The 18,271-nt window shown below is 36.7% G+C and carries 15 protein-coding genes and 25 tRNA genes; 1 reads left to right on the forward strand and 39 read right to left on the reverse strand.

The window, feature by feature from the left end:
- Positions 1-25 precede the first annotated feature (25 nt).
- On the reverse strand, positions 26-652 hold the full coding sequence (locus G8Y85_RS05680) for a response regulator (protein WP_107368909.1): 627 nt from the start codon (positions 650-652) through the stop codon (positions 26-28).
- On the reverse strand, positions 653-1,774 hold the full coding sequence (locus G8Y85_RS05685; protein WP_060551393.1) for a GAF domain-containing sensor histidine kinase: 1,122 nt from the start codon (positions 1,772-1,774) through the stop codon (positions 653-655).
- A gap of 179 nt (positions 1,775-1,953) precedes the next feature.
- Between G8Y85_RS05685 and G8Y85_RS05690 the strand changes: the two genes are divergently transcribed.
- Positions 1,954-2,784 carry an RluA family pseudouridine synthase gene (locus G8Y85_RS05690; RefSeq protein WP_107370922.1) on the forward strand — a complete coding sequence of 277 codons (831 nt, stop codon included), beginning with the start codon at positions 1,954-1,956 and terminating at the stop codon, positions 2,782-2,784.
- 37 nt (positions 2,785-2,821) lie between these two features.
- Here G8Y85_RS05690 and G8Y85_RS05695 read toward each other — a convergent pair whose 3' ends face one another.
- The 37 genes from G8Y85_RS05695 to G8Y85_RS05875 form a co-directional block, all read right to left on the reverse strand.
- Entirely contained in the window at positions 2,822-4,984 is a 2,163-nt protein-coding gene (locus G8Y85_RS05695) for an RNA degradosome polyphosphate kinase (RefSeq protein WP_107368907.1), read from the reverse strand.
- A gap of 94 nt (positions 4,985-5,078) precedes the next feature.
- A complete protein-coding gene (ppx, locus tag G8Y85_RS05700) occupies positions 5,079-6,605 on the reverse strand; it encodes an exopolyphosphatase (RefSeq protein ID WP_107368906.1) in 1,527 nt (508 codons plus the stop codon).
- A 21-nt stretch (positions 6,606-6,626) separates the two neighbouring features.
- Complete coding sequence (gene fumC / locus G8Y85_RS05705; RefSeq protein WP_060551397.1) at positions 6,627-8,012, reverse strand: class II fumarate hydratase; 1,386 nt, start codon at positions 8,010-8,012, stop codon at positions 6,627-6,629.
- A gap of 156 nt (positions 8,013-8,168) precedes the next feature.
- Positions 8,169-8,570, reverse strand: a complete 402-nt coding sequence (locus G8Y85_RS05710) for a hypothetical protein (RefSeq protein ID WP_107370920.1) — start codon at positions 8,568-8,570, stop codon at positions 8,169-8,171.
- Between the two features lie 158 nt (positions 8,571-8,728).
- Positions 8,729-8,884, reverse strand: a complete 156-nt coding sequence (locus G8Y85_RS05715) for an SAS053 family DNA gyrase inhibitor (RefSeq protein WP_165804964.1) — start codon at positions 8,882-8,884, stop codon at positions 8,729-8,731.
- A gap of 18 nt (positions 8,885-8,902) precedes the next feature.
- Positions 8,903-9,502 (reverse strand): 6-phosphogluconolactonase, encoded by a 600-nt coding sequence (locus G8Y85_RS05720; RefSeq protein WP_060551399.1) that lies wholly within the window; start codon positions 9,500-9,502, stop codon positions 8,903-8,905.
- 17 nt (positions 9,503-9,519) lie between these two features.
- The gene (nagA, locus tag G8Y85_RS05725; RefSeq protein WP_165805560.1) at positions 9,520-10,689 is read right to left on the reverse strand and encodes an N-acetylglucosamine-6-phosphate deacetylase; all 1,170 of its coding nucleotides are present in this window, start codon (positions 10,687-10,689) and stop codon (positions 9,520-9,522) included.
- 14 nt (positions 10,690-10,703) lie between these two features.
- Complete coding sequence (gene trmL / locus G8Y85_RS05730; RefSeq protein WP_060551401.1) at positions 10,704-11,174, reverse strand: tRNA (uridine(34)/cytosine(34)/5-carboxymethylaminomethyluridine(34)-2'-O)-methyltransferase TrmL; 471 nt, start codon at positions 11,172-11,174, stop codon at positions 10,704-10,706.
- Positions 11,175-11,176: 2 nt separating this feature from the next.
- A complete protein-coding gene (queG, locus tag G8Y85_RS05735) occupies positions 11,177-12,304 on the reverse strand; it encodes a tRNA epoxyqueuosine(34) reductase QueG (RefSeq protein WP_060551402.1) in 1,128 nt (375 codons plus the stop codon).
- Positions 12,305-12,476: 172 nt separating this feature from the next.
- Entirely contained in the window at positions 12,477-13,199 is a 723-nt protein-coding gene (locus G8Y85_RS05740; RefSeq protein WP_103346438.1) for an amino acid ABC transporter ATP-binding protein, read from the reverse strand.
- Positions 13,192-14,649: an ABC transporter substrate-binding protein/permease gene (locus tag G8Y85_RS05745; RefSeq protein WP_107370917.1), complete on the reverse strand. Its 1,458-nt coding sequence runs from the start codon at positions 14,647-14,649 to the stop codon at positions 13,192-13,194. The genes G8Y85_RS05740 and G8Y85_RS05745 overlap by 8 nt, the downstream gene beginning before the upstream one ends.
- A 117-nt stretch (positions 14,650-14,766) precedes the next feature.
- On the reverse strand, positions 14,767-15,825 hold the full coding sequence (locus G8Y85_RS05750; protein ID WP_060551405.1) for a PTS sugar transporter subunit IIC: 1,059 nt from the start codon (positions 15,823-15,825) through the stop codon (positions 14,767-14,769).
- Positions 15,826-15,995: 170 nt separating this feature from the next.
- Positions 15,996-16,079, reverse strand: a tRNA-Leu gene (locus G8Y85_RS05755).
- A gap of 40 nt (positions 16,080-16,119) precedes the next feature.
- Positions 16,120-16,194 (reverse strand) — tRNA-Gly (locus tag G8Y85_RS05760).
- A gap of 23 nt (positions 16,195-16,217) precedes the next feature.
- Positions 16,218-16,292: transfer RNA gene (locus G8Y85_RS05765), tRNA-Gly, on the reverse strand.
- 22 nt (positions 16,293-16,314) lie between these two features.
- Positions 16,315-16,389: transfer RNA gene (locus G8Y85_RS05770), tRNA-Gly, on the reverse strand.
- Positions 16,390-16,405: 16 nt separating this feature from the next.
- Positions 16,406-16,480 (reverse strand) — tRNA-Cys (locus G8Y85_RS05775).
- 8 nt (positions 16,481-16,488) lie between these two features.
- A tRNA-Gln gene (locus G8Y85_RS05780) sits at positions 16,489-16,560 on the reverse strand.
- A gap of 16 nt (positions 16,561-16,576) precedes the next feature.
- Positions 16,577-16,649, reverse strand: a tRNA-His gene (locus tag G8Y85_RS05785).
- Between the two features lie 2 nt (positions 16,650-16,651).
- Positions 16,652-16,725: transfer RNA gene (locus tag G8Y85_RS05790), tRNA-Trp, on the reverse strand.
- Positions 16,726-16,735: 10 nt separating this feature from the next.
- Positions 16,736-16,819 (reverse strand) — tRNA-Tyr (locus tag G8Y85_RS05795).
- 5 nt (positions 16,820-16,824) lie between these two features.
- Positions 16,825-16,900, reverse strand: a tRNA-Thr gene (locus G8Y85_RS05800).
- A gap of 13 nt (positions 16,901-16,913) precedes the next feature.
- Positions 16,914-16,986 (reverse strand) — tRNA-Phe (locus tag G8Y85_RS05805).
- An 11-nt stretch (positions 16,987-16,997) separates the two neighbouring features.
- Positions 16,998-17,074, reverse strand: a tRNA-Asp gene (locus G8Y85_RS05810).
- An 8-nt stretch (positions 17,075-17,082) separates the two neighbouring features.
- A tRNA-Met gene (locus G8Y85_RS05815) sits at positions 17,083-17,156 on the reverse strand.
- 24 nt (positions 17,157-17,180) lie between these two features.
- A tRNA-Ser gene (locus tag G8Y85_RS05820) sits at positions 17,181-17,273 on the reverse strand.
- A 9-nt stretch (positions 17,274-17,282) separates the two neighbouring features.
- Positions 17,283-17,356 (reverse strand) — tRNA-Ile (locus G8Y85_RS05825).
- A gap of 29 nt (positions 17,357-17,385) precedes the next feature.
- Positions 17,386-17,459, reverse strand: a tRNA-Met gene (locus tag G8Y85_RS05830).
- A gap of 29 nt (positions 17,460-17,488) precedes the next feature.
- Positions 17,489-17,564, reverse strand: a tRNA-Ala gene (locus G8Y85_RS05835).
- Between the two features lie 22 nt (positions 17,565-17,586).
- Positions 17,587-17,660 (reverse strand) — tRNA-Pro (locus G8Y85_RS05840).
- Positions 17,661-17,674: 14 nt separating this feature from the next.
- Positions 17,675-17,748: transfer RNA gene (locus tag G8Y85_RS05845), tRNA-Arg, on the reverse strand.
- 12 nt (positions 17,749-17,760) lie between these two features.
- Positions 17,761-17,849: transfer RNA gene (locus tag G8Y85_RS05850), tRNA-Leu, on the reverse strand.
- A gap of 7 nt (positions 17,850-17,856) precedes the next feature.
- Positions 17,857-17,931 (reverse strand) — tRNA-Gly (locus tag G8Y85_RS05855).
- A 4-nt stretch (positions 17,932-17,935) separates the two neighbouring features.
- Positions 17,936-18,017, reverse strand: a tRNA-Leu gene (locus G8Y85_RS05860).
- Positions 18,018-18,022: 5 nt separating this feature from the next.
- Positions 18,023-18,098: transfer RNA gene (locus G8Y85_RS05865), tRNA-Lys, on the reverse strand.
- 5 nt (positions 18,099-18,103) lie between these two features.
- A tRNA-Thr gene (locus G8Y85_RS05870) sits at positions 18,104-18,179 on the reverse strand.
- An 8-nt stretch (positions 18,180-18,187) separates the two neighbouring features.
- A tRNA-Val gene (locus tag G8Y85_RS05875) sits at positions 18,188-18,263 on the reverse strand.
- Positions 18,264-18,271: the final 8 nt, after the last annotated feature.

An 18,271-nucleotide genomic window follows, 5' to 3' on the forward strand; every position in this document is an offset into this window, starting at 1 on the left:
CGTCTCATTCTTCAATATATCGTGTTTAAATTAGGTTATTTTCCATTGCATAAATCGCTGCTTGAGTCCGGTCTGATACTTGTAATTTATTAAAAATATGACTGACATGCGTTTTAATGGTTTTTTCTGAAACAAATAAATGTGCCGCAATTTCTTTATTGGTTTTGCCTTTAACCATTTCTTTTAATACTTCTGTTTCTCGTTTTGACAATTTATTCACATGATGCGGTTTAGTCACTACGTTATTCATTACGGCTTCCGCTTCTTTATGAACAACACGTGCACCAGCAATCACTTGATCAATAGCACTAATCAATTGTTCCGCTTCAACATCTTTCATTTGATAACCATCTGCCCCCTCTTCTAAAGCAGACATGACGTGTTCATCATCTACATAGCTTGTAAGTACCAATACTTTTATATGTGGGTAGCTTTTTTTGATTTCATGAATTAATTCAATCCCGTTCATTTCTGGCATTACTAAGTCAACAAGAATTAATTGAGGATTGATTTCGTTTGTTTGTAACGCCGAAAGTAAGTCTTTGCCTCGTCCATAACTCCCGACAACTTGAAAATCATCCTTAGTAGCAATCAAAAATTCCAAACCTTGTCTTACGATATAATGATCATCTACCAGTGCAATAGATTTCATTTACTCACTTCCTTTTCGGTGTAGTGGAATTTCAATATTAATTTTAACGCCTTGCGTGCCATCAATTGTAAAGTGTCCATTTAATAAGGCTACTCGCTGTTTTATATGTGATAAACCGTGTTGTCCTTTGTCATCAATGTTACGGGGATTGAACCCTTCACCTTTATCATAAATTTGAACAGCAAGTCGTTCACTATTTTGATTTAAATCTACATATACAATGGCGACATTCGCATGCTTCTTACTATTATTCATTGCCTCTTGGATGATTCGATACGCATGTACTTCTACTTTACGGTCTAAATCAATTAAACCATGAACTTTAATATCAACATCTATGTGGATCAATTGCGCATATTGTTTAATGGCATGAACGAGACCTTGTTCTAAGCCAACAGGTTTCAATTGCCAGATTAATGCGCGCATTTCATTGACAGCGTTTTGGCTCGTTTGTTCAATTTGATAAAAAGCCTTTTTTGAAGTCGGCTCATAAGACATCTGTCCCGCCGCATGTGCAGTTAATTTCAAAGAAAACAACATTTGATTGACTGAATCGTGTAAATCTCGTGCAAGTCGATTACGTTCATTAATTAAAGCAGCCTCTTTTTCTTGATCTGTTAAATAGATGCGCTTTATTGCTGAACCAATTTGAAATGCGACTGATTCTAGTAATTCCAAATCTTCATCAGAATAATGTGTCGTATGGGGTGTGGCGACATTCAATAATCCAAATTGTTCATTCCCAGAACGTAACGGCACCGTAGCATGGTGGGTTATATCTTCTGTATCATCTTTGAACTCTTGACTTGCCAAATTAATTCTTGAGCAATTAATAATATTAGAAGCTTTCGTTAATTTTTTATTATGATACGATTGGACACACCAACAAGGACCTTCTGTCATATATTTGCAGTCATGACTTGTCAAAGCACGCGGTAATTCATAATCTGCTTCTAAAGTATGCGCCCCATTCTCATCAATAAAAAATACCCAACCTGTCGTAAAATCACTACCTTGAATTAGAGACTTAAGCGCGCCATGTAACATAGGTTCTAATTCTGTTTCTTCGTTCAAAAATTCAGCTATTTCTTTTAATAATGCAAGGCGTGTTGGTTTCTCCATATGATCACTCCAAAGTTTCACTTATCTCATAGTATACACGTGAATAATTGTCTCGCAAAATACAAATGTTTATCGATTATTTAAAAGTGCGTGATTTTAAAGAGATGCTTTAATAAACTTAAAAATGTAAAATACATCCCACTTAAATATGGTATGATAGTTGAGATAAGGAGGCTATTATGAAATTTACTGTAGCAGAACCGTTTGATCAAATGCGTTTAAGAGAGATATTTAAAGCTTTAAAATTACCTAAAAAAGATTTACATTTACTGAACATGTCTAAAGAAATTTTAGTAAATGATGAAATGACAACGCTTAATCATATAGTGAAAAGCGGAGATGAGGTTGTTCTTCCTTTACCTATTGAACAAAGTCAATATGTCCCAAGTTACCGACATGCGCATATTGCTTATGAAGATGATTATTTAGCAGTAGTCTATAAACCAAAAGGTGTGAAAACACATCCGAATGACTTAAAAGAAAGTAATACGTTGATGAATCATGTTATTTATACGTTAAATGTTGATTATGTCGAACCTATTCACCGTTTGGATCAAGAAACGGTAGGCTTATTAATTGTTGCGAAGCATCCGATTGTTAAGAAAATCTTAGATCGTATGTTAGAGGATAACGACATACATCGTATTTACCGCGCAGAAGTCAATAGTCTTTTACCATTGAAACCTCAAACAATTGATCAGCCGATTGGTAAAGACAAATTTCACCCAAATAAACGTCGCATTTCACCAACAGGTCAACGTGCGATTACTCATATTTTAGATTCTAAATTACTTAAAGAAGGTGTGTGTGAAGTCCATCTCAAACTTGATACTGGCCGTACGCATCAAATTAGAGTACATTTAGCAGCATTAGGCTATCCTGTAATTGGTGACCCTTTATACGGGCATTCTAAGTTACGACAACTTAAACTTGAAAGTTATCAAGTGCGCTTTAAACATCCTATTTTACAACGTGAAATCAATGTGTCATTAGATGATATCAAATCTTAAAAAACATCTGTCATGAAAATCCATGACAGATGCTTTTTTATTTTCTATTAAATTTCTTTTTAAACCGATTTACCCAGTTGGACTTAGGTCTCACGGGTTGTCCAGTTTCTACGATATTTTCTTTTTTTAAATTCACACCATATGTGATGGCTTCATCCATAAGTGCTTCCTGTGAATTAAGCGGTGCCTGGTCATTTTGAACGTAATGATATTCCCCATAACGATCTTGATAACGTCCTTTTTGATTATCGTTTAACTGTAATTCTAGGTAAGCAACAAGGCGTCGTGCAATTTTTTGATTCAACACAGGGAATAAGATTTCGACGCGTTTTATCATATTACGTGTCATCATATCGGCTGATGATAAATACACTTTTTCATCACCATTATTATAAAAATAATAAATACGAGAATGTTCTAATAAGCGCCCTACGATACTCACAACTTCGATATTGTCACTCACACCTGGAATACCTGGTTTCAAACAACAAATACCGCGAATGATAAGTTTAATCTTCACACCTGCTTGAGAGGCTTCAAATAATTTTTTAATTAATGCTTTATCAGTAAGTGAATTCATTTTCATCATCATTTTGCCATTTCCATATTTCAAATGGCTCTGTACTTCTTCATCGATACGTTCAATAAATAAATCGCGAATTTCATAGGGTGATACGTTTAATTGATGATAATCCGGTTTGATTGAGTAACCGCTTAAATAGTTGAAGAAACTCATCGCATCTTTTCCAATATCACTGTTTGTAGTGATAATACCCATATCAGTATACAATTTCGCTGTTTTATCATTGTAGTTACCTGTACCGAGATGCACAAATGGTACGAGCTGTCCTTGAATACGCTTAATGATTAATGTGATTTTACTGTGTGTTTTTAAATGTGTCATGCCATACATGACATGACACCCTGCTTCCTCTAACATACGTGCCCAATGCACATTATTTTCTTCATCAAATCGCGCTTTCAATTCAACCAATACTGTTACTTGCTTTCCATTTTCAGCAGCGTTTTTAAGTGCTTCAATAATAGGTGAATCACTGCTCACTCGATATAAAGTCTGCTTAATCGCAATCGTATCAGGATCTTCTGAAGCTTCTTTAATAAAGTCAACGATTGGATCAAAAGATTCATATGGATGATGGAAGAAAATATCACGTTTCATTGCCAAATCAAATATATTATTATTCCCCAAAGATTGCGGTAATTGAGGCGTATAACGTGGATATTTTAAATCTTTTAATTTGTTAGATAAATGATCTACTAATGCGAAAACCATCGTTAAATCTAATGGTCCATCTGTTAAATACACATCCGCTTCATCTAACTCTAAAATATCAGTTAACCAATCTAAATTATTCTCAGGATGTGAACGATTATCTATTTCTAGGCGAACTGCCGCACCACTTTTACGTTCTTTTAGAAAGCGCTCTATTTCAATAAGTAAATCTTCTGCGCCATCCTCATGAATTGTTAAATCAGCATTTCGGGTGATACGGAATGTATACGTATTTAGAATTTCGTATCCTTTAAATAAATGCCCCATAAAGTAACTAATTAAATCCTCAATCAAAATAATATAATGTTTATTGCCTTCATTAATGGAAATAAAACGTTTTAATAATGCCGGTATTTGTACAATTGCAGAATTAATTTCATTACCTGTATCGATATCCACAAAAATATTTAATGTTTTATTATTTAGTTTTGGAAACGGACGATATGCATCTATACCTAACGGTGTTAATGTAGGTAGAATTTCATTTAAGAAAATGGTTTCTAAACGTTCAATTAACGTTTCACTCAAATCTTCAGGTTGACTGACGTATACATCATGGTCTTTTAATGCTTCGATGAGTTCGTTATATCGTTGGTATTGAAACGCTACATTTTTACGGTTTTTCTTTTCAATCTCAGCTAGTTGTTCTGTCGGTGTCATTTGTGTTTTATTTTCAGGCTTATCAAATCCCATTTTAACTTGATCTTTTAACCCTGCCACTCGAACCATAAAAAATTCATCCAAGTTTGAACTTCCAATTGCGATAAAATTAAGTTGTTCTAACAGTGGATTTGATGTATCGCATGCTTCTTGAAGTACGCGATAATTAAAATCTAACCAGCTGACTTCCCTGTTATTGTAGTAACTTGGGTGATTAATGTCTAAATTAGTATTCTTATTTGTCACTTGTTCACTTCACCTCATTAATAAATCCCAAAGGTCTTTTCATACTTAATTTTAGAATAACATAACATGCTTTCCGGTAAACATAGAGCCACGGTTAAGATTTAGTAAAGTTAATTTTAACGTCGTCTTTTAGCACTTTCTCTAAATGCTTTTTCTGACGAAGTGTTTGGTATGCTTCAGCAATTGGTTCCCCGCGATAATAGACATCGAGTTGGAAACCGTCTTTATCTTTTGTCAATGTCATGCGATTCACTGTATTTGTATTAGAAATATTCATCGCATTGACAAATTTTACAATGCCACCTAACGTTTGAATATCACTTAATTCCTCTGAAGCGAACCATCCTGTTTCGTCACTGTAAAATTTCAATAACGTTTTATTTTTAAAGCTTGCGAGTAAAGCGAGTGTGACGCGTTCTTTGTGTGTTAACCCATTAATACTTGAATTGGCAATTAAATAATACGTATGTTGAGAACTAGAATCTGAATCTATGAACTTACCAAGATAATAAAGGTAAGCAGCTTCTAAAAACAACTGTTGAAGCGCGTCATTAATATCAAGTGCTCTAAATTTAGAAATTTGATCAAATAATGACGATGCAAGTTTGACACGTTGTTTCGCACCACTTTGTTCGATATGATATTCGTTTGCTAGATGTTTTAAAGCATCTTGTCGCACGTGATGTCTTGAAAACTCGCCAGGATAGGCGTTCGCGATTTGATTCATGATAAAGCCTTCTCGAATACCTTTACGTGAAAACGTAAATGCACTGGCATCAATCATGTCGTACAATGTATTAAATACAGCAACAGCTGGTAAAATGATATCAGCACGATCACGACTTAACCCATCTAAAGTTGTTAAGTCATCTCGTGATGTTTTTTTCAACAGTTGATACACTTCTTTCAATCCTTCAAATGTCATCGTATAGCCATGCACACCTGCAATAGGATATTGATGTGTAGATTGATGAATACGTGCACAGTTTCGTGCTGAACCACCTATACCAATTAAAGGAACGTGTTGGTTATTTATCCAATCCAATTTCCCGAATTCATTTTTCAAAAATTTTTCCATTTTCTTAATCGCATCTTTGTCATTATGATCTTTATTTTCAAAGAACATTCTTGAAAGTGTAACAACGCCAAATGGAAAACTTGTAGCTTGTTTAATTCTACGGTTCTCAAAATACGTGAGTTCAGTAGACCCACCACCGATATCTACTGTAATACCATGATTGATGCCTGTCGTATGTGTTACTGCATAAGACCCATAAAAAGCCTCATCTTCTTCTGGAATTAAAATAATTTCGAGCCCCACTTTTTTCTTAACGTGTTTCAATATCTCTTTTTTATTCGTAGATTGGCGAATGGCAGCAGTAGCAATAGGAAATAAATTGTCGACTTTAAATTTATCTGCCACTTTTTTAAAACTGTGTAATGCTTCAGTTAAAACTTTAATTCCTTCGTCAGACATCTTATGTTTATCGTCTAAATATTGACTTAGTCTCGCTGGTGTTTTAATATTTTGAATTTCATTGAGTCCGGTTTCTTGGTTATATTGGAAAATTACTAAACGAATCGTATTCGATCCGATATCGATTAAACCATTTCGTTCCATTGCTGCAAAAATCCTCCTTAATTACTTCGGATGTACCATATCTTCGGGTTTAATCCACGCATTAAATTGTTCTTCAGTTAAGTGACCAGATTGAATTGCTGCTTCTTTTAACGTTAAGCCTTCTTTGTGCGCTTTTTTAGCAATTGATGCCGCATTTTCATACCCGATGTGAGGGTTCAATGCAGTTACAAGCATTAATGAACGATTTAAATAACGATCAATATTGTCTTCAATCGGTTCAATACCTACAGCACAATTGTCATTAAATGTATTCATACCATCAGCTAGTAAATAAATGGATTGTAACGTATTGTGCAAGATGACAGGTTTAAATACATTAAGTTCAAAATTACCTTGTGAACTGGAAAAGCCTACTACAGCGTCATTACCCATTACTTGTGCTGCAACCATTGTTAACATTTCACATTGTGTAGGGTTCACTTTCCCAGGCATAATTGATGAACCTGGTTCATTTTCTGGAATTGAAATTTCCGCAAGCCCTGCACGCGGACCTGATGCCAACCAACGAATGTCATTAGCAATTTTCATTAAATCTCCAGCTAACGCTTTCAAAGAACCATGTAATTGGACGACTTCATCATGTGCTGTTAATGCATGGAATTTATTTTCAGAAGATACAAATGGATAGCCTGTATTTTGTGAAATGTAATGCGCCACTTTGTCGCCAAATTCTGGATGTGCATTAATACCTGTACCTACTGCTGTACCTCCAATGGCTAAATTAAGAATATGCTTTTTAGACTCTGTGAGCAGTTGTTCACATACATCTAACATATAGCGCCATCCACTAATCTCTTGTCCTAATGTTATCGGCGTTGCATCCTGAAGATGGGTACGGCCAATTTTTATGATGTTTTTAAATTCAGATTCTTTTTTATAGAATGTGTCACGTAAACGTTTTAAAGCTGGTTCCAATTTAGATTCAATTTCATGATATAAAGCAACGTGCATCGCAGTCGGAAATGTATCATTAGAGCTTTGAGATTTATTTACATCATCGTTAGGATGAATATGTTCATCCATACCTTGTTCTTTTAAATACGCGTTTGCGACATAACTCACTACTTCATTGACGTTCATGTTACTTTGTGTTCCGCTTCCAGTTTGCCACACAACTAATGGAAAATGTTCATCTAATTCACCATTTAAAATACGGTCACATGCATACACAATCGCTTCTTTTTTTGCGTCACTCAACTTGCCTAATGCATGATTTGCTAATGCTGCACCACGTTTTAATTGCGCAAAGCCATATATCACTTCGATAGGCATTTTTTCTTTACCTACTGGAAAGTTTTGTTTGCTTCGTTGTGTTTGAGCACCCCAATATTTATCTGCTGGCACTTCAATTTCACCGAAAGTATCATGTTCAATTCTTACTGACATTTAGATTCGCTCCCCTTTAATAATATGTATCTTCACTTAAATTATAGCATTAAATAAAAACAAGGTTCAATTGCGTGCATGCGTACAATATAAAAAAGATGAAAGCGTTTTTAACTTTCATCTTTTTATATCGATAAGGCAAGATTTAATTTTATATTACGAAGTAAATTTATGTTTCGTAGCTTGTACAATAGCCACTGCAGTCAAAATATAAAGGATGAGCCCGAGCGCTAACGTTATTGGACTAAACATAATAAAAAAACCTAAAATTCCAGAAAGTGATGTATAAAGGTCTTTAAGATAAATGAATAATGCCACCGTTACTGCAATACAACATAATACACTGATTACAATGCCCTTTTGATTATTATGTATAAACACGTTTGCATTCACATCTTCTTCAAACAAACCATTTGAAAGATTCATTTGCATTTTTACAACTTTAAAAAGGATCGGCAAATATAACGTCCCGAGTGCAAGGGGAAATCCCTTAATTGAAATTAAATTGATGAGTGTAGAAGCAATAAGTAGCGGCAACCACATCTGATAAAGTTTCATATTTTAACACCTTTCATAGTACCATTTCTGTCGTATATTATAATTTATCTTTCTTCATAAAACAACGCACGCTCCTACTACGATGTCACTCAATAACAAATTAATATATAAAAAGAGTGAGGGTCATCATGTGATAAACACCCCACTCTAGTTTCACATTATTGATCTGAACGAATATTCGGGTCATGTGATTGATTGACTTTATCTTGATCATTTGTCTCAGAAATCTGTTCCATTTCTTTACCTAATTGAACGAGATCTTCGAAATTATCTACCATTTCATTTTCATGTTCAATATGCTTTTCATCAGACATTACATCACCCCAGTTCTATTATGCATAAAGAGAAGTGAAATATTCTCTTACGTCATCCGGTAATCCTTGAGCTGCAGCTTCATCAAGAATCACATTCACCATACGGTGTGTTTTCAAACTAGAAGGAATAAAGCTCGTATTACCATTATCCTCATATAATTTTTTAATCACATCCGCTTTATCGCTTCCAGTCACAACAACAAAAATCTCGCGTGCTGGTTTTAAGCCATTATTAACAGGGACACCAAATTCCCCTTTATTATTAATAGACACGACTTGTAATGTAAGTTTACCTTTATTGTCTTTCGTTTTCGCTTTTTGTTCAATGAATTTTTCTACTTCGTCTTCTTCTGGGATTTCATGAATTTGTTTTTCAGGTACACCAAGAGCCTTAAAATATGACGCTTGTTTATCATAATCTAAAATGTGAATTTGACTAAAATCAACTGCATGGTCATTAACATTATGTTTTAAATAGTCAAAGACAGGCGCTTCCTCTTCACTAAGATGAAATCCTGCTATCGTCGTTGGATTATTATTAAATTGTTTTCGAATGATATCTGCCGCATAAACCGCTACAGTATCTTTGTCTTTAAATACTTTAAAGTTCATTGCCATATTCTTACACTCCTCTATTATGCATTCTTGTCATTAACATTATTACATACATACCCCATCTTGATTGTTTTTAAAACATTGATATCGTCATCTACTATAACGATATCTGCATGTTTACCTTCACGGATGCTACCTTTTTGATGAAGTATATTTAATGCCTTAGCTTGATTATAACTTGTTACACGCCATAAATCTTCTAAATTCCGATGCGTATATTGAATTAAATTTTTTAATCCTTCATTCATTTTTAAAATACTACCTGCAAGTGCACCATTTTCAAGTCGGGCAGTTTCATGCGTTACAGTTACGTTTTGACCACCCAAGTCGTATTCTCCAGGTCCTAAACCTTTGGCACGCATCGCATCTGTAATTAAAAACATGTGAGATAATCCGTTCATTTTAAAAGCAATATCAACAGATGTTGGATGTGAATGTATACCGTCACCAATTAATTCACAACGTAGAAACGGATTTGTCCATGCTGCACCAAACACACCAGGATCGCGATGAGTAAATGGTGTGGCCGCATTGTATAAATGAGTAATATGTTTTACACCGCATTGAACCGCTACGTTCGCTTCGTCATAAGTAGCTACTGTATGGCCCATCGAAAAAATAATGTCATTACTATAAGCTTTAATAACATCGTGTGCACCCTCCACTTCTGGTGCAATTGTAATGATTTTAATGAGTTGATTAGCCGCTTTTTGAAATGCATTTATTTGTGCTATCGTAGGACGTTGCACATATTTGGGGTTTTGCGCCCCAACTTTATGTTCAGAAATAAATGGTCCTTCTAAATGTACACCTAAAATTTCAGCTTCATGAGTAGTTTGTTGTTGTTGATAATGTGCAATGGTATGTAACGCATCGATAATTGCTTCATTCGATTGCGTCATAGTCGTTGCAAGGTAACTTGTTGTTCCTTCTGACAAAAGATTTTTAGATAAATGTTTTAGACCTTCTTCATCCGCATCCATCGCATCGTGACCATAGCCTCCATGAATATGGATATCGATAAAACCAGGTAAAATGTGACTTCCAGAAACATGAATAACATCTAAATCGCCTTCATAAGGTTCATGGCCAATGTACGAAATAAGGCCCTCTTTAATTTTTAAATATCCATTATCAATCACACCATCTTCAGTATAAATCTTACCGCCCTGTAAAATGTATTCTGACATATCTGATCTCCTCTTTATTGTAAATTCGGATACCCTTGTTGTCTTAATGCTTCATAAATTAAAATCGCAGCTGTGTTAGATAAATTAAGTGCTCTTACATTATCGTTCATTGGTATACGCATTGCCGTATTTTTATAAGTGTCTTTAACCCAATCAGGTAATCCTGTTGTTTCTTTACCAAAAATAAAATAATGATTTGTATTCGTATCTGAAAAATCTAAAGATGTATGATTCTTTGATCCAAATTTCGTTAATAAATAATATTCACCTTCAGTTGATTCGAAAAACGCTTCGATGCTATCATGATATGTGATATTAACAAATTGCCAGTAATCTAAACCAGCACGACGCAACATTTTATCATCAGTACTAAACCCTAATGGGCGAATCAAATGTAAGTGAGTATCTGTCGCAGCACATGTACGTGCGATATTTCCTGTATTTGCAGGTATTTCAGGTTGATATAATACAACATGAATAGTCATTTCTATAGTCTCCTCATTTCTAAACCTTTTATCATTTCTTGTTGAACTTCTTCTAATTCATCATCATAACGTGACATAATGTATTCTCGTGCTGCTTCCCCTAATATTTGACCAATCGCCCAATACGCTGTACCCCTTATCATAGGACGTGGATCATTTTCAGCAACCTGTTTTAAATCAGGTATTGCTGTTGTTTCGTTAAAATGTGCTAACGCGATGATTGCATTACGTTGAATTGGCTTTTTACCCCGCCATGCACCGGCCAAATGTCCATAAGTTGCTTTAAATTCTTTATTAGACATTTGTAAAAGTGGAACTAATTTAGGTTTCAATATTTCTGGCTCAAGAATAATATCTTCTTGTTCTGTATTAATCCCTCTATTTTTTGGACATACTTGCTGACACGTATCACATCCATAGAGACGATTGCCTATCTTATATCGATATTCATCTTTTAAATAACCTTTTGTTTGTGTTAAATAACTGATACATTTCTGGCTGTTGAGCTGACCATTCCCTACTAACGCACCTGTAGGACAGCGATCAACACAAATCGTACACTCTCCGCAACTATCCAAAATTTGCTCATCAGGAGGGAAAGGTAAGTTGATTAACATTTCGCCAAGATACGTCCATGTGCCGAGCTCAGGATTAATGACAAAGCCATTTCGACCCGTAAACCCTAAACCAGCACGTTCAGCTACTGCGCGATCAGATAAAACACCCGTATCAACCATTGACATGATTTCAACATCAGGTACTTTAGATTGAATAAACGCCGCCAAATCATCTAAACGTCTACGCATAATTGTATGATAATCTTGCCCCCATGACGCCCGAGCAAACATACCTCTACGTTTACCTCGAACACTTTTGGGTGCATTTTTTAACTTATTAGGATATCCTACTGCAATCGCAATAATGGATTCTGCTGAAGACATAGATAATTTAGGTTCTACCCTTAACGCTATGTCAGATTCTTCAAAGCCTGAGGCATATCCTTTAGTGTGGTATTCTATTAACTTGTTTTTCAGTTCATCAAATGGATCTGCCGTTGTAAATCCTATGTCATCAATACCAATTTGATGTGCATATGCAATGATTTCTTGTTTTAACGTTACTAAATCCATCTCAATCACCTCACAAAGTCACGCTATTATTTTACCATAATTTCAAACAGACGCTTCACTAAAAATTTTGTTTCAAAGGCTTCACTTTTTTTGCATTCAATTCTTTAAGTACAAAAAAAGTATTTCCTAAATATATCATATCTAAGAAATACTTTCTTTTTATTAACATTGATTACATCACACGTTTTAAGAAGCTTTTAGTACGCTCATGTTGAGGGTTTTCAAAAATCGCTTCAGGAGGCCCTTCTTCTACTACAATCCCATCCGCCATAAATACAACACGATCACTGACGTGTTTTGCAAAATCCATTTCATGTGTGACCACTACCATCGTCATGCCTTCTTTAGCTAGTGATTTCATAACATTTAAAACTTCGCCAACAACTTCTGGATCTAACGCAGATGTTGGTTCATCAAATAACATAACTTTTGGATTCATAGCTAGCGCACGAGCAATCGCAACCCTTTGTTTTTGACCGCCTGATAATTGGCTTGGATAGGCATCTGCTCTTTCTTTAAGACCAACTCTATCTAATAGTTGTAATGCCTGTGCATTTAAATTTGATTTTTGTCCCTTTTTAAGTAATTGCGGTGCTAAAGTAATATTATCAATCACTTTTTTATGTGGGAATAAATTAAAATTTTGAAACACCATACCCATATCTTGGCGCAAAGTATCAATTTTAGTATCTTTTTTTGTTAAATCTTTATTTTCAAACCATATCTCCCCTTTTGATGGTCTTTCTAAAAGATTCATACAACGTAACAATGTACTTTTACCACTACCTGACGGTCCAATTATTGCTACAACTTCACCTTGATGAATATTTAAATTAATCCCTTTTAACACATCTTGCTTACCAAACGATTTATACAGTTGTTTAATGTTAATCACTGACTTTCAATCTCCCTTCAAAAACATTCATTAATCTTGATAACGTGAATGTTAAAATGAAATATAAAATTGCAGCTACTAATAGTGGTGTGAATGGATCAAAGGATGCACCTTGAACAACTTGTGCATTAAACATTATCTCACTAACCCCAATCACTGAGATAATCGATGACTCTTTAATTACAGTTACAAACTCATTACCTAAAGCAGGTAAAATATTTTTAATTGCTTGAGGCATAATGACGCTTTTCATCGTTTGAGCGTAGTTCAATCCTAAACTACGTGCTGCTTCCATTTGTCCTTTATCTACTGCATTAATTCCCGCACGAATAATTTCTGCAATATATGCTGAACAATTGATAACTAATGCGATTGCACCGCATATAAATGCCGATATATCCAATCCTAAAACAGCAGTTGTTCCGAAATAAACAAGAAACACTTGAACAAGTAATGGCGTGCCTCTAATGAATTCTATATAAGCTGATGCTAACCATTTCAAAGGTTTAATAGAACCTATTTTCATGAGTGCAAATAACGCACCGAAGACCGCTCCTAATACAACACCAATGAGTGAAATAAAGATTGTGTTCTTCAATCCTGTGACGAAGAAATTACCATATTTTGATAAAAAACTTCCTTCATCTTTCATTGCTTCAGCCGCTTTATCTTCAAATTGTGCGATTAAATTTTTCTTTTCAACATCTTTAATCGTCGTATTAACTCTATCTAACAATTCAGGAGAATTTTTAGGTACAGCAATGGCGGTTTCTTTTTTTGAATCTGCAAAAGTAGCTTTAGAAAAAGTTAAATCTTTGTTTTGCTTTAAGTATGCAGTACCTACAGCACTATCTAATACAATCGCATCTAATTTGTTACTTTTAAGAGATAAAATGACTTCAGGTACACGTGTTAATGACTGTACCTCGGCATCTTGAATTTCTGAACGCGCAAGTTCTTCTTGAGTTGTTTGTTTTTGTGCACCAATACGTTTTCCTTTCAAATCATCTAACGTTTGAAATTTATCTACATCCTTTTTACGAATAATGACTTTTTGATCAACTTCCATATAAGAGTTAGAAAAATCGACTTCCTTTTTTCGTTCGTCCGTAGGTGTCATCCCTGATATGATGACATCCACTTTACCTGTTTTTAAAGCACCTAACAAACTATCAAACTGCATATTGACTATTTTTAATTTAACGCCATTGTCTTTCGCTATTTTTTTAGCCAATTCGATATCTATCCCAGCATATTCACGTTGGCCATTCACTGTACGCTCAAATTCCATAGGGGCATAATCAGCAGATAATCCTACGCGTAACTCCCCTCTAGCTTTAATCTTATTCCATTGATCATCATTTACTGCTTTAGACTGTGGGCTAATAATGCTCGTTAATACTATCATTACGACAAATATAGCAGTGAATAACTTCCCCAAAATATTCATTGAACAACCTCCCTTTAAATAATATTCATTATTATACATATATTCGTAAATTTATGCAATAAGGTTTTAAAAAAGAGATGACAGACGTTTTGAATGTCATCTCTTTAACTATGAATTTTACTGCTTAGGTATTTCAAATCGATATATATCATCTGAGTAACCAGTTATCCATTTTTTACATAACTGATGGACAATAAAACCTAACGTAAATGGTATGATAAGGTAACCGAATGTTAACAACAATATATTCATAATTGGATCCCCAGACATACGTGCGAATGCATTTAAGGGCCCCACTAAACCTGTATACCCAAATCCTGCAGACATTGGTGTGCCTTTAATACCAATTAAATAAGTAAGTGTACCTGTTATAGCACCATTAATTGCAAGTGGAATCATAATAATAGGATGTTTCAAATAAACAGGAATCATCATTTTCGCAGCACCAATAAATAGTACAACATTCACACCCAATTTATTCACACCTAGTGACCCAAAGATAAACGTTACACATGCAGCCACGATCCCCATATTACCTGCACCACTACCAAGGCCATCTAATGAAATGGCAGTCGCAATCGCCACGACGGATATAGGAGTCACCATTAATAATGCAAAGGTCATGGAAATAAGGATACACATGAGTAATGGATTAAGTTCAGTGAAGGATTGAACCATGGCACCGATGGCTTGTGTTACTTTGCGCACGTGCGGTAAAATTGTCAATCCTACAATCCCACTTAATACTGGAATTAAAACAGGCAAAATAATCATTTCTAATGAACCAAACTTGTTTTTTAAAACTAAAAATAGAAAACAAGCTAAGATAACGACTAAAATAATATTAATTATGTCCCCAATACCTTGTAGAAAAACTTGCCCATTTTTATATTGAATTGCTCCAGAACCAAGCATCGCAGATATGCCTGTAATCGCGACACCTGGTCCCGAAAATTTAAAAGCATGTGCTGCCAGAGCACCTATGATAAATGCCATAAAAGACTGAATGATGAGCACAAGTTGGTACATTAATTCTAATGTAGGTTGGCCATCTTTAAAGAATTTTAAAAACTCACCTAATAGTGCATTAGGAAGCAATGCAATGACGACCCCTGCACCAACAGCGTTAAGGATGTTCGTAAAAAATTGCTTTTTTTCTGAATTTGATTTTGGCAATGTTTGCCCCTCCTCAAAATTAATATATCTATCATAATATATACAGTGTCGTGTCTCAATCACTTGTGTAGTTTTTCTCTCTATATTATTAAAAAATATACTGTTTAAATGTTGGATACCTTGAAACCAATAAAAAAAGCCGCATTATATGCGACTTCGAACGAATGATATACCGGTGGTCGGGGTCGAACCGACACGTCTGTAAAGACACGGGATTTTGAGTCCCGCGCGTCTGCCAATTCCGCCACACCGGCAATGTACAAAAAAACTCCCATTAACTTGGAAGCAATCATTTGGAGCGGAAGACAGGACTTACACCTGTACCTCTTTCCGGGAAGGAAAGTGTTCTAAGAATTGAACTACTCCCGCATAAAATTAAATAAATTGTAATTTGGAGCGGAAGACAGGACTTACACCTGTACCTCTTTCCGGGAAGGAAAGTGTTCTGAGAGTTGAACTACTCCCGCATAATATAAAATAAATGTAATTTGGAGCGGAAGATAGGATTTGCACCTATACCTTTTTCCGGGAAGGAAAATGTTCTGAGAGTTGAACTACTCCCGCATATTTAGTATTTAAATGGAGGCGGCAACCGGATTTGAACCGGTGAATAGAGGTTTTGCAGACCTCGGCCTTACCACTTGGCTATGCCGCCAAAAGGAACTGGGCTAGCTGGATTCGAACCAGCGAGTGACGGAGTCAAAGTCCGTTGCCTTACCGCTTGGCTATAGCCCATTAATATGAAATAAAGGGCGGCTGATGGGAATCGAACCCACGAATGTCGGAACCACAATCCGATGCGTTAACCACTTCGCCACAGCCGCCATGGCAGGGGCAGTAGGAATCGAACCCACATCAAAGGTTTTGGAGACCTCTATTCTACCGTTGAACTATGCCCCTATGCATAATATGGTGGAGGGGGGCAGATTCGAACTGCCGAACCCGAAGGAGCGGATTTACAGTCCGCCGCGTTTAGCCACTTCGCTACCCCTCCATACATGGTGCCGGCCAGAGGACTTGAACCCCCAACCTACTGATTACAAGTCAGTTGCTCTACCAATTGAGCTAGGCCGGCAAACATAAAAAAGTGGTTCAGGACGGAATCGAACCGCCGACACAAGGATTTTCAGTCCTTTGCTCTACCGACTGAGCTACTGAACCATTTTTAAAAATGGCGGTCCCGACGGGAATCGAACCCGCGATCTCCTGCGTGACAGGCAGGCGTGTTAAACCGCTCCACTACGGGACCTAAAAATATTGCGGGAGGCGGATTTGAACCACCGACCTTCGGGTTATGAGCCCGACGAGCTACCGAACTGCTCCATCCCGCGTTAATAGAAATGTAAAAATTAAAATGGCGGAGGAAGAGGGATTCGAACCCCCGCGAGCCGTTAAGCCCCTGTCGGTTTTCAAGACCGATCCCTTCAGCCGGACTTGGGTATTCCTCCAAAATTATATGGACCTTGCAGGACTCGAACCTGCGACCGAACGGTTATGAGCCGTTAGCTCTAACCAACTGAGCTAAAGGTCCGAATAATCATTTCTATCAACTATAAATAGTGGCGGCGGAGGGGATCGAACCCCCGACCTCACGGGTATGAACCGTACGCTCTAGCCAGCTGAGCTACGCCGCCGTAAATAAGTTGGTTGATATTAAATTAAATGGTGGAGACTAGCGGGATCGAACCGCTGACCTCCTGCGTGCAAAGCAGGCGCTCTCCCAGCTGAGCTAAGCCCCCATATAGGTATTATTTTAAGAAGTCGGGAAGACAGGATTTGAACCTGCGACCCCTTGGTCCCAAACCAAGTGCTCTACCAAGCTGAGCTACTTCCCGTAAAGCTATGGTAGCGCGCCCGATAGGAGTCGAACCCATAACCTTTTGATCCGTAGTCAAACGCTCTATCCAATTGAGCTACGGGCGCATATTTAAATCATGGTGCCGAGGACCGGAATCGAACCGGTACGGTGATCTCTCACCGCAGGATTTTAAGTCCTGTGCGTCTGCCAGTTCCGCCACCCCGGCAAAATAATGGAGCAGAAGACGGGATTCGAACCCGCGACCCCAACCTTGGCAAGGTTGTATTCTACCGCTGAACTACTTCTGCTTAATGCGGGTGAAGGGAGTCGAACCCCCACGCCGTAAGGCGCTAGATCCTAAGTCTAGTGCGTCTGCCAATTCCGCCACACCCGCATAAATGGTGAGCCATAGAGGATTCGAACCTCTGACCCTCTGATTAAAAGTCAGATGCTCTACCAACTGAGCTAATGGCTCTCACATGGTGCCGGCCAGAGGACTTGAACCCCCAACCTACTGATTACAAGTCAGTTGCTCTACCAATTGAGCTAGGCCGGCTATTAAAATGGTGGAGAATGACGGGTTCGAACCGCCGACCCTCTGCTTGTAAGGCAGATGCTCTCCCAGCTGAGCTAATTCTCCAATATGTA

It is taken from the genome of Staphylococcus sp. 11007852, assembly GCF_011394325.1.
In the GTDB taxonomy this organism is placed as follows: Bacteria; Bacillota; Bacilli; order Staphylococcales; family Staphylococcaceae; genus Staphylococcus; species Staphylococcus agnetis.

Excerpts from the sequence above, each read along its gene's own strand:
- G8Y85_RS05680 (WP_107368909.1), bottom strand. The coding sequence starts at position 652 with ATGAAATCTATTGCACTGGTAGATGATCATTATATCGTAAGACAAGGT.
- G8Y85_RS05685 (WP_060551393.1), bottom strand. The coding sequence starts at position 1,774 with ATGGAGAAACCAACACGCCTTGCATTATTAAAAGAAATAGCTGAATTT.
- G8Y85_RS05690 (WP_107370922.1), top strand. The coding sequence starts at position 1,954 with ATGAAATTTACTGTAGCAGAACCGTTTGATCAAATGCGTTTAAGAGAG.
- ppx (WP_107368906.1), bottom strand. The coding sequence starts at position 6,605 with ATGGAACGAAATGGTTTAATCGATATCGGATCGAATACGATTCGTTTA.
- fumC (WP_060551397.1), bottom strand. The coding sequence starts at position 8,012 with ATGTCAGTAAGAATTGAACATGATACTTTCGGTGAAATTGAAGTGCCA.
- G8Y85_RS05710 (WP_107370920.1), bottom strand. The coding sequence starts at position 8,570 with ATGAAACTTTATCAGATGTGGTTGCCGCTACTTATTGCTTCTACACTC.
- G8Y85_RS05715 (WP_165804964.1), bottom strand. The coding sequence starts at position 8,884 with ATGTCTGATGAAAAGCATATTGAACATGAAAATGAAATGGTAGATAAT.
- G8Y85_RS05720 (WP_060551399.1), bottom strand. The coding sequence starts at position 9,502 with ATGGCAATGAACTTTAAAGTATTTAAAGACAAAGATACTGTAGCGGTT.
- nagA (WP_165805560.1), bottom strand. The coding sequence starts at position 10,689 with ATGTCAGAATACATTTTACAGGGCGGTAAGATTTATACTGAAGATGGT.
- trmL (WP_060551401.1), bottom strand. The coding sequence starts at position 11,174 with ATGACTATTCATGTTGTATTATATCAACCTGAAATACCTGCAAATACA.
- queG (WP_060551402.1), bottom strand. The coding sequence starts at position 12,304 with ATGGATTTAGTAACGTTAAAACAAGAAATCATTGCATATGCACATCAA.
- G8Y85_RS05745 (WP_107370917.1), bottom strand. The coding sequence starts at position 14,649 with ATGAATATTTTGGGGAAGTTATTCACTGCTATATTTGTCGTAATGATA.